At 51.4% G+C, this 11,572-nt stretch carries 5 protein-coding genes; 4 read left to right on the top strand and 1 reads right to left on the bottom strand.

From position 1 onward, the window contains the following. Positions 1-5 precede the first annotated feature (5 nt). Positions 6-1,322, top strand: a complete 1,317-nt coding sequence (locus ACSR9A_RS03905) for a cytochrome P450 family protein (protein ID WP_473755756.1) — start codon at positions 6-8, stop codon at positions 1,320-1,322. A 120-nt stretch (positions 1,323-1,442) separates the two neighbouring features. On the opposite strand, the gene ACSR9A_RS03900 is transcribed toward ACSR9A_RS03905, so the two are convergent. Continuing rightward, complete coding sequence (locus ACSR9A_RS03900; RefSeq protein ID WP_473755754.1) at positions 1,443-2,048, bottom strand: TetR/AcrR family transcriptional regulator; 606 nt, start codon at positions 2,046-2,048, stop codon at positions 1,443-1,445. 639 nt (positions 2,049-2,687) lie between these two features. On the opposite strand from ACSR9A_RS03900, the gene ACSR9A_RS03895 reads away from it, so the two are divergent. From ACSR9A_RS03895 to ACSR9A_RS03885, 3 genes are read left to right on the top strand one after another with little or no spacing between them, the layout of a single operon-like run. Continuing rightward, on the top strand, positions 2,688-4,556 hold the full coding sequence (locus ACSR9A_RS03895) for a non-ribosomal peptide synthetase (RefSeq protein WP_473755752.1): 1,869 nt from the start codon (positions 2,688-2,690) through the stop codon (positions 4,554-4,556). Positions 4,557-4,584: 28 nt separating this feature from the next. Continuing rightward, positions 4,585-5,994 (top strand): glycosyltransferase, encoded by a 1,410-nt coding sequence (locus ACSR9A_RS03890; protein WP_473755750.1) that lies wholly within the window; start codon positions 4,585-4,587, stop codon positions 5,992-5,994. Then, positions 5,987-11,554: an amino acid adenylation domain-containing protein gene (locus tag ACSR9A_RS03885; protein ID WP_473755748.1), complete on the top strand. Its 5,568-nt coding sequence runs from the start codon at positions 5,987-5,989 to the stop codon at positions 11,552-11,554. Before ACSR9A_RS03890 ends, ACSR9A_RS03885 begins: the two co-directional genes overlap by 8 nt. Positions 11,555-11,572: the final 18 nt, after the last annotated feature.

The following is an 11,572-nucleotide window of genomic DNA, read 5'->3' as shown; positions in this document are numbered from 1 at the left end:
TCTCAATGGAAAGAGAGAAATGCATCCCTATAAAAGATAGTAGCGAAAGGAAGGTTATTCTGAATAATTCATATGATAATTTATCAGAAAAGGCTGCTCTTAGTTTGTTCAGCAGTGACAGCCCTGAAAACCCATTTCCGATTTTCACGCAGTTGCGTGAAACGGGAGCTGTTATTCCTATAACAGTGCCCATGGGTGATACAGATCGCCAACAATGGCTAGTCACTCGAATGGAGGAAGTTTCTCAGGTACTTAAAGATCCTCTCCACTTCACCGTAGATCCAGCATCTATTAATAGCAGCAACGACTTCAAAAAAGCCTTTATGGAGAATGCAGATCCATCCGCCCCTGATACTTTTTTTACTGGAAAATCAATGCTCTCAGTTGATGACCCTGACCACCGCCGATTGCGCAGACTTGTCTCCAAAGCCTTCACGCCTAAATATATGGAAAGCCTGCGTCCGCGTGTGCAAAAGATTGCTGATGAATTACTGGATAAGGTGCAAGATCTAGGTGAGATGGATCTGGTCAAAGATTACGCCTATCCTTTACCCATTCACGTCATTTCCGATATGCTTGGGGTACCTGAGGTAGATCGCTCGCAGATCCATGACTGGTCTAAAGCTATCTCCCATGGTCTGGGTCTTGGCGTGCGCGCACCGGGAGTGGAGGAGCACTTGCGAGCTTTCGGTGAATATACTGCGGGGCTTGTAGCTGACAAACGCAAGCATCCAGCTGATGACTTGATCAGCCAGCTAATCGCCATTGAAGAAGAGGGGGATAAGCTGAGCCAGCCCGAGTTGATTTCAATGATTACCCTATTGATCTTTGCCGGCCATGAGACGACCTCTAATCTGATTGCCACTGGGACATTGATGCTGTTAGATCATCCGGAGCAATTGGAGAAGCTCAAAGCTGATCTTAGTCTGGCTCCGTCCACCTTTGAAGAGCTGCTTCGTTTCAATGGACCAGCTACAATGTCTGGACCTCGCTATGCAACTCAAGATATGGTACTCGCTGGTCAGCAGATTAAAAAAGGAGATATGCTTATTCCCCTATTAAAATCGGCTAACCGGGATGAAAGCCAGTTTGCACATTCAGAGGAATTGGATGTAACGCGAACCATTAATCGTCATCTTGCTTTCGGTCATGGCATCCATTCATGCTTGGGCGCTCCTCTGGCTCGCGTGGAGGGAGACATTGCATTTCAAACTCTGCTGCGGCGTATGCCCAACCTGCGGCTTGGCGTTCCTCGGGAAAATATCACCTGGCATTTCGCACTGAGTTCACAAAGTTTAGCTGCCTTGCCAGTCGCTTTTTAGGGAAAAGCACAATTTTGAGAGTGGCTAACAACGAGGCCTTACTCCGGATAGCAAAACAAGCCTAGTTTCATCGACAGATTGCCGTCGATGAATTAGGCTTGTTCGCGTTTACGTACTGTATCAAAGAAATATCTGGCATAGCTGCTCCAAAATTCGGTCGGGCGAGCTGCCGCGCACATTTTTTTGAAACAAATACGCATCACTGCTCAGGACGGTCATAAGCATGTCCGTTTTGAATAAGCTATCCGGCTGTGACTGGCTGACTTCTGCTGTGATTTCTTCAAACAGTCCGAAAATCAGCTTATGAAATTTGTCATAGAGCGGACTATTCGTTTTGGAGCCCGGCACATGATATGCTGAATTTTCGACGCCTGCAAGCAGCTGCGCATTTTTCTCTCTGAACTGTATAAACAAAGCAAGCAGCCCCCGCAGTCGTTCAGTGGCCAGGCTTGCGGCATTCTCCTGCAAGTATGCCTCAATATCTTCGAACAGCAGCGTCACGTTGTCTTTGATTAAGTTCATGCACAAATCACTTTTGTTGCGGTAACGGCGGTATAATGTTCCCGCTCCGATCTGCGCTTCAGCGGCAATCTGATTCATGCTGACCGGCTCAACGCCATGTTGCTCAAACAACTTGAAAGCCGCATCCAGAATACGCTGGCGGTTCTCGGCGGCGTCCCGGCGCTCCGAACGGTTGGTTGTATTGGTTGTATTTGCTTCATTCACGTTTATCACTTCCCATCCTTCATCTGGCCCTATATCGACAAGAGGAGAGCACTCCATTTAATATCAAAATAAGAATAGGTCGAGAATACTCCACTTTAAATTGGTGAAAAAGTTGAATGTGTTGCTTGTGAAACAGTAGCAGTATTTTTTATGAGAGTCAACAGCCGAAAGAGATTCACTTGCAGCAGAAGGGCAGGCCTATGCAAAAAGGTTAATTTAATTAGTCTACCAAAGCTGCTCCTTAGTCATGCTTATGACGGAGCAGCTTTGCTTTATTTTTTTGAAATAAGAACAGATATTTTAATGACATACTCCTCACACCCCCTAACCGACAGGTCATCTAACAAGACATCTTCATAGAAAAATCCATGCAGGTCTAAACCCTCATCATTAGCAAATTTCAGCATTCGACTATAGGCTTCACTATCTGACCAAAATCCTTCACATCCGTGAGGGCTTCTTGTTGTTTGGCTACGATTTTCCAATGTCTGGGAGATCGCTGGAAAGGGTCATTCTAGCGTTAAAGCAGTGCGAAATAAGTCATCCCAGCATTAGCGCTTTCTACCATATTCAAGTAGCATAATCTATGCACAGGAAATAGCATTATCGTGTTGGTCACTACATATGAGGAGTGATTGAATGCAACAAAGAGGCTTGATTCACCAATTGTTTGAGCAGCAGGCGGAACGCACGCCAAATCGTGAAGCTGTTAGATTCGAGGAGGAGTCGTTGACTTACGCCGAGTTGAACCGCCGCGCGAATCGGTTAGCGTATCGTTTGCGTGCGATCGATGTCGGTCCTGACGTACTGGCAGGAATCTGCATGGAGCGTTCGATTGAACTAGTCGTTGCTCTGTACGGTGTTCTGAAGGCAGGGGGCGCATACGTGCCGCTGGATCCGGATTATCCGAAGGATCGGCTAGCCTACATGATCGAGGACAGCAAGGTAAGACGAATCATTACACAGCGTCAATTCGCGGAACACTTCGCGGGGTTCGACGGTGAAATACTGATCTTAGACGAGTCAGAGCCATTGGACGGATATGGAGAGGAGGAGGGCAACCCGAATATTGCCTTGCATGAGAGCCATCTGGCTTACATGTTCTACACCTCTGGATCGACGGGAAGACCGAAGGGGGCGATGAATACGCACGCTGCCATTCGCAATCGGGTTCTCTGGCTGCAGCACACTTTCAAAATGGAGGAAAATGATAAGCTTCTTCAGAAATCTCCTTACAGCTTTGACGTATCGGTATGGGAATTTTTCTGGCCACACATATGTGGAGCATGTCTCGTCATGGCCAAACCTAAAGGCCATCTTGATAACGCTTATATGTGGGAGGTCATCAAGCGCGAATGTATCACGTTCGTGCAGTTCGTTCCAACGATGCTCCAGACGTTCTTGAGTACGGAGCAGGCTCAGGACCTTCCCTTCCTGAAACATGTTTTCTTATGCGGGGAGCCGTTGTCTGCCGCACTCAACGATCGGTTCTGCCGTACGATGTCCGCGCAGCTTCACAACTTATATGGCCCGACCGAGGCAGCGGTGTTCATTACCAACTGGACTAGCGATCGCAGCCTGGATCGATCAGTCATTCCAATTGGCAAGGCTATCCCCGAGAATGCGATGTACGTATTAAACGATCGTTATGAACCAGTCGCACCTGGTGAGATTGGGGAGCTCTTCATCAGTGGCATCGGGCTCGCACGCGGCTATTACGGCAGAGCGGATCTGACAGCCGAGCGATTCGTGCCCGATCCGTACAGCAACGAACCGGGATCACGCATGTACCATACCGGAGATCTTGGACGCTGGCTTACGGACGGGAATTTGGAATGTCTGGGCCGCAACGACGATCAGGTGAAGGTAAGGGGCTTCCGTATCGAGCTGGGCGAAATTAGCACGGTGCTCGAACAGCACCCGGGTGTCAATCAAGCTGTGACGGTTGTCTGCGAGGATCAGCCCGGAGACCAGCGCATTACCGCCTATTTCATTCCAAATGCTGAGCTCGCTCCCTCGATCAGCGAGCTGAGGAGCCATCTACAGCAGCATTTGCCGGACTATATGGTCCCTTCTTATTTCGTCGAGATGGAGGCCTTCCCACTGACCCCTAGCGGCAAGACGGACCGTAAGCTCCTGCCGAGTCCGACGCTGTCCCGCCAAATGATTGGGCAGACATATGTTCCGCCGGAAACCTATATCCAGAAGGAGCTTGCCCTGATCTGGTCAGGCTTTTTCAGTTTCGATCAAATCGGGCTTGACGATGATTTCATCGACTTAGGCGGCCACTCGCTCGTCGCTACTCAAATTCTTGTAAGGTGCGATCATGTGTTAGGAGTGAAGGTTTCACTGAAGGATATGCTCACGCAAGGAACGACGATTCGCACCCTCGCATCGATTATCGAAGCCAAGCTGCTTGCGGAAACTGACGATGCCGAAATTGAAGCGTTGCTGAGCGAAATGGAGCATCTATCGGAAGAGGAAATTGAGGCGCTGTTGAAGCAATAGTCAGTAGATGGTCAGGAGGAGACGATTCGTGGCAAATTTCGTTCTTAGCACGCATATGACGAACGGAGATGTACTGCCGTTTCTACGGTTAGCGTCTGCACTTCGCCGGCGCGGTCACCAAGCAACCCTTGTGACGCACGGCGTATTTGCGCCGCTGGCCGAGAAGTCCGGCATCGCGTTTCGCGGCATCGATAAACCAGAGGAATATACCGAAATTATGAAGGATCTCTACATGATGGAGGATCCACTGAACAAGCCCGACCTCTATGAAGCTTATCAACGCAAGTATTATTCGAAAGAGAAATTCCAACAGGAGTATGACATCCTGACAGAGCTGTGCCAAGAGGAGGGCTCCGTGCTGATTTGTAAGGAGCGTGACGGCTTCGTTGCGATGATCGTATCTGAGATGATGCAGGTGCCGATCGTAACGGGCGTTCTGGCGCCCAGCTATGTAACGCAGCTGCATATTTGGGAAGAGCTTGGATTGGACTTTGCGATATCTCTTATTAACACATTTCGCAGCAATCTTGGTCTTACGCCGGTCTCAAGCTGGACATCATGGATGGGCGCCGTGAAAAAAAACATCGGTTTCTGGCATGAGAGCTTCGATGCTGCTGTCGAAGCACCAGAATGGGCACTAAAGGTGGATACCGTCGGATTTCCACTGGCAGATGCAATTGAATATGAGCCTTTGCCAAACGACCTGCTAGATTTTATTCATGCTGGAGAACCGCCTCTCTTGATAACAGGCGGGACAGGGAAAATGATTAAACCAAACTTCTACCAAGCAGCAATCGAGGGCGTCAAGCTGCTTGGGCAGCGAACTATAGTTGTTACGAGGCATGAAGAATTCATTCAAGGCGAGCTTCCGGATCATATCCGCTGGTACAGAATATTGCCGCTCGCCAGTGTCTATCCGCTAATCAGCAGCGTCATCCATCACGGCGGAATCGGTACGATTACGGGAGCCATGACCGCCGCTGTGCCGCAGCTGGCACTCGCGGCTGATACGGATCGGCCAGATAACGGAATGCGGATCAAGCATCTGGGTATCGGTGATTATTTACCGCCGCTGCAGTGGGAGCCCGCACTGATTGCAAATGCCATGAAAGGCATTCAGACAAGCGTAGTGAAAGAACGCTGCCGCCAGTTAGCGAAGGTCATGGCGGAGCATGATACGATGGCAGCGGCCTGCACAGCCATGGAATCGGTAATCGGCAAGCCCGACTACGCCATTGCCTCGGAGCAGCTTATTGCTGATTACGTTGCAGCGCAGCGCCAGCAGTCCTTGCGAAGCGTAGTGACAGCACCTGATCAGCGCCTGGACGCAATCAATCAGTCACTATCAGCAGGCAAGCGTTCACTGCTCTCGCAGTGGCTGGTGCAGCGCCAGCTCGGAAGTCATCCCCTGCCTTTAAAGGAGGCGCGCTATGAGTAAAACGATTGATCGAATCGAGCAGCTTTCACCCGAACGAAGGGCGCTCCTCGCTCTGAAAGCCAAACAGAATAAGGCAAAGGCTGCCGCAGCTTCGTCCGTAATCCCGAAGCAGCCTAGGCAAGCAGGAAATAATAAGTTCCCGCTCTCCTTTCCGCAACAGCGTATTATGTTTTACGAAGAATATATGCCGGGGACGGAGCGGTACAATTTTGCCAATGGCTACAAGTTCATCGGGAAGCTGAATGTCTCTGCCTTGCATCGCACACTAAACGAGATGATCAAGCGTCATGAAATCATGCGCGCTGTTGTTGCTTATGAAAGCGACGATTACGTTCAGATCATTCGCCCCGAGCTGACGATCGACCTCCCCATTATCGACTTGGCCGATGAAAACAAGGTCTATGAGATTATGGAGAAGGAAGCTACGGCACCTTATGATTTCCTGAACGGGCCGCTTGTAAAGGCAATGCTCTTCCGGTTGGATCCCGAAAAGCATGTTCTCGTCTGGATGACGCATCACTTAATCTATGATGGCTGGTCGGCCGACGTATTCGACGAAGAGCTCTCCTCGATCTATCGTTCCTTTGCACTGAATGAGCCTCTATCGCTTCCGGAGCTGCCGATACAATATCCGGATTTTGCCGTTTGGCAGAGGCAGTGGATGACGGGATCGGAATACGAGGACCAGTTGCGCTACTGGAAAAATAAACTGATGCCAGCACCGGCAACGCTGGATCTGCCGACGGATTACCCGCGCCCCTCGATTCAAGTTGAGCGCAAAGTCGGTTTCTTCAGCCTAACGCTCGATTCAGCATTCTCGCAGCGTATCCGCGAAGCGAGCAAGCAGCTCGGCTGCACATCGTTTGTCCTGCTGCTAGCTGCATACAAGGTACTACTCGCAAGCTACAACGGCAAGCAAGAGATCGTTGTCGGGACGCCAATGGCGAATCGAGGCAAACAGGAAATCGAGAAGCTTGCTGGCTTCTTCGCGAATACGGTCGCGCTTCGCTCCCCGATTGACATGATCAGCAGCTTCAGCGACTTTATCTCGGCAGTCCGCGAGACGGTGCTGGAGGCAAATGATCATCAGGATTTGCCGTTTGACAGAATCGTCGAAGAGATGAATCCAGATCGAGTTATCGGCCATGCGTTATTCTTTGATACCATGTTCCTGTTCGAACGGCATGGGCAGGTGCTGAGAGAACTGCCTGACCTTGAGATTGTACCGTTTGTGGGTGATCGTACGCGAGGCGGGATGCTGGATCTGACGATGACGGTATTCGAGAATCAAAAGTTAGGTATGGAAGTGACTTTGACCTATCGCCCAGATCTATTCCGCGAGTCGACAATCCAGCAAATGGCGGAGCATTATTGTATGATTTTGGAACGCGTAATAGACAATTCCGCGCTGCCGCTATATGCGGTTGCGGCTCTCTCGGGCGAACAGCTGCGGAAGGTGCTGGTCGACTGGAATGCCACCGAGTCGGTCGGGGCAGAGCTCCAATTGCCGCATCTTCTCGTGGAGCGCCAATCGGCCCTCACACCGATGGCTGCCGCTGTATGCTCAGAGGGGCGTACGCTTACCTATCGAGAGCTGAATGAACGGGCTAACCGATTGGCTCACTATTTGCGCGGTATGCAGGTCGGACCTAATACAACAGTCGGTCTTTACATGGAGCGCACCGTCGATATCATCGTCGGCTTGGTCGGCATCTTGAAGGCAGGCGGCGCCTATGTGCCGCTTGATCCTAAACTGCCGGTAGAGCGCTTGCGAATGATTGCGCAGGAGGCTGAGGTATCCGTCATCGTGACCGAGGAAGCCTTCGCTGATCTACTGCCACAAAACGAGGAGGCAGCATCTGCGCCCATACGCATGGTTTCACTCGACCGGGATTGGGATAAAATAGCGCAGGAAGAGGCAGGCAATCCCGAAGTAGTCTCAAAGCTTGGCGATCTTATGTATGTGCTGTTCACCTCCGGATCGACGGGGAAACCGAAGGGCGTGGCGGTGGAGCACCGAAGTTATGCCAACTATTTGGAAGGAATCATGCAGCGTTTGGAGCTGCGGGAAGGCCTCCATTTCGCCATCGTCAGTACGCTTGCTGCGGATCTCGGCACACCGATGATTTGGGGGGCGTTCGGATCAGGAGGCACCCTGCATGTTATTCCGTATGAGCGGGCCGCTGATCCCGATGCTTTCGCCGCTTATTGCGTGGAGAATCCGATCGACGTCATGAAGATCGTTCCAAGCCATATGGAGGTACTGCTCGGCGTATCAAATCCCAGTGTCATCATACCACGCGAATGCTTGATTCTTGCTGGAGAAGCCTCGCATTGGGGGACCATTGCAGACATTCGGAGCCTTCGTCCGGGCTGTAGGATCCAAAATCATTATGGCCCTACGGAGACAACCGTTTCCGTGCTCACCTATGAGGTGCCAGTAGGTGGAAGCGAGCAGGATCATCTTGCGGTGCTTCCGCTTGGACGTCCGATACCGAATGCACCGGTCTATGTGCTTAACGCTAACTTGCAGCCGGTTCCTGCTGGCGTCATCGGCGAGTTGTACATTGGGGGGAGCGCCGTTACGCGCGGCTACTACGGCAGGCCGGATCTGACGGCCGAGCGATTCATTTCGAATCCGTTCACAGACCGACCGGGCGAACGAATGTATCGCACGGGCGACCTCGTTCGCCATTTGCCTAACGGCACTATTCAGTTTATTGGACGAATGGACCAACAGTTCAAGATCCGTGGCTACCGGATCGAGACAGGCGAGATCGAGCATGTTCTTCTGCAAATGGAAGGTGTGCGCGACGCGGTCGTGACCATTCGCGAAGATGAACCAGGAGACAAGCGGCTGGTTGCTTATCTTGTACCGGAGCAGCACTTGTTACCAGACTCTCAGGAGCCGGCTATGCGTGGGTCTCAGCTCGATGTAAGCACGATTCGAAAACACATAAAAAGCATTTTGCCCGACTATATGCTGCCTTCGGCCTTTGTCGAGATCGAGCGGCTGCCGCTTAATGCGAACGGTAAGCTGGATCGTGCAATGCTGCCTGCGCCTAGCGTTGCAAATCGTGCGGGCGACAACGACTTTGCTGCACCGGAGACCAAAGAAGAGCATGAAATCGCCGCTGTCTGGCAGGAAGTATTGGGGCTCGATCAGATCGGCATCAACGATGAATTCTTCGACCTTGGTGGTGACTCATTCAAGGCGATTAAGGTTGTACGCAAAATGGGCAATTCCTTCAGCGTAATGGATCTCTTCCAGCATCCGACGGTGCGTGAACTGGCCGAGCATCTCGCTTCCGGCGCTACGCGGAGCGATGATCTTCTAATCGAATTCAAAAAGGCATCCAACATCGGGGGCAAAGCGATTACGCTAGTTTGCGTGCCGTATGGCGGCGGTAGCGCGATTACGTTCCAGCCGATAGCCAAGATTTTGCCACCAAACTATGCCTTGTTCGCGGTAGAACTGCCCGGGCATGATTACAGTAGACCTGGCCAGTTGCTGGCCTCGCATGCGGAAACTGCCGCTCAGATTGCCCAAGAAATCAAAAGCAAGGTCAAGGGTGAAGTCTATCTCTACGGCCATTGCTTAGGTGGGGCAATGGTGCTCCGAACTGCACTTTTACTGCAGCAAGCCAATGTAGAGGTTAGCGGGATTTTTATGGCGGGAACCTTTCCGGGTGCCAGACTGCCATTTAAGCTGACGGAATGGTGGCATCGCTTGTTCCCGCGGGAGAAGTGGACGTCCGATAAGTTTGCACGCGACATGCTTCGCGCCTTTGGCGGCTTCGATGACGAAATTTCTCCCGAGGAACAGACGTTCGTTCTACGCAACTTGCGGCATGATGCACGTGAGGCAGAGGATTATTACACGGCGCTCTTCGCACTGCCGAATAAGCCGAAGCTGAGGGCGCCAGTTGCTTGCATTGTGGGTGGCGCCGATCGAATGACCGAGTTTTACGAGGAACGTTATATGGAGTGGCAGGATTTCAGCGAGGATGTGCGATTGCACGTTGTTGCGCATGCCGGGCATTATTTTCACAAGCATCAATCAGACCATACCGCGAAAATCATGTCGCAGCAGATTCGCAAGTGGGAGGAAGAACGCGACTTCGGGGCAAACCGGACAACAGAGAACGTGGTTTCTCAGACCTCGTCCGCTCCTCAGTATGTACCTATACAAGAGCAGGGGAGGAAGGACGTTCAGCCAAGCGTTAAATCTTTTCTCTGGGTAACGCTGTGCCTGATTATTGCCACAATCGGAACGTCACTGACCGGATTTGCGCTGGGCATCTGGGTTTTTCAGCAAACCGGGTCGATTTCAGATTATGCGACGATTTCGCTTTACGCTATTCTACCTACGCTTCTGCTGCTTCCCGTGGCCGGTGCAGTTGTGGACCGCTATGATAGGCGAAAGGTCATGCTGGCAGGACAAACGTTAGCGTTATGCTCCGTAATCTTCCTCTCGACTATGCTCTATTTGGATGCATTGTCGCTATGGGCTATCTACGTGGCTGCCGGCATTGGATCGATTGCGGGCGCTTTCACAATGCCGGCCTATCAGGCGGCAACAGCTCAACTCGTGCCGAAAAGATACTTAGGACATGCAAACGGATTAGGACAGCTCGTCATGTCCTTGAATGGAATTATGGCGCCAGCGCTGGGTGGGGCTTTGGTCGTATTGATTGGCCTGAAAACCATTGTCGTCATCGATTTAGTGCTGCTAAGCTTGTCTATCGTCATCCTTTCGCTGATTCGATTCCCGAACCTGATGTTTAAAAAACGCGAGGAACCGATGAGCAGGGAAATCGTCGGAGGCTGGAAGTACATTATTCAAAGGAAGAGCATGGTCGCAATGGTCGTGTTTTTCGTCGTTGTCAATTTCTTCATGAGCTTATATAACGTACTGACGACGCCGTTTCTGCTTCAGTTCATGACCGCTGACAAGGTAGGCATCGTTATTGCGTTTGAGGGTGCAGGACTGCTTATCGGCTCGATACTTATGACGATATGGGGCGGCTTCGACCGCCGAGCGGACGGAATGGTCGGTTTCGTTATGCTGACTGGTTTATCAATAGCGGTTGTCGGCATCTATCCTTCACTTGTAACGGCAGCCATCGGCTTATTCGGCTTTGGCTTGGCGCTGGCGCTCATCAATACGCACTGGCTGTCCCTGATACAGACGAAGGTAGGCCTTGAGCTGCAAGGCCGCGTATTGGCAACAAACCAAGTCATGGCTTTCAGCATGCGTCCCCTTAGCTTTTTGCTTGCAGGACCACTTGTTGCATCTGTTTTCGCTCCGCTTGCATCGGCGCTGCCAGCTGGTACGGAGGAGGCAGGACTGTTCGGAACAGGAGGTGGGATGGGCATAGGGTTGCTGGTCACTTCAATTGGCGTCATCTTGTTCGTTTGGGGGTTGCTCGGCATGCGTTATCGGCAACTGCGCCACATGGAGACAATCTTACCAGATGCCGTGCCGGATGCCGTTATTATTCGAGATAAGGATCAGCTGCAGCAGCTTGCAGACCGCCAGATGGGCGTCGGAATCTAATTGAAGAATAGGAGAGGG

It is taken from the genome of Paenibacillus sp. R-74696 (assembly GCF_055814915.1).
The sequence above is the reverse complement of the archived record's forward strand: the minus strand, read 5'-3'. Positions and strand labels throughout refer to the sequence as shown.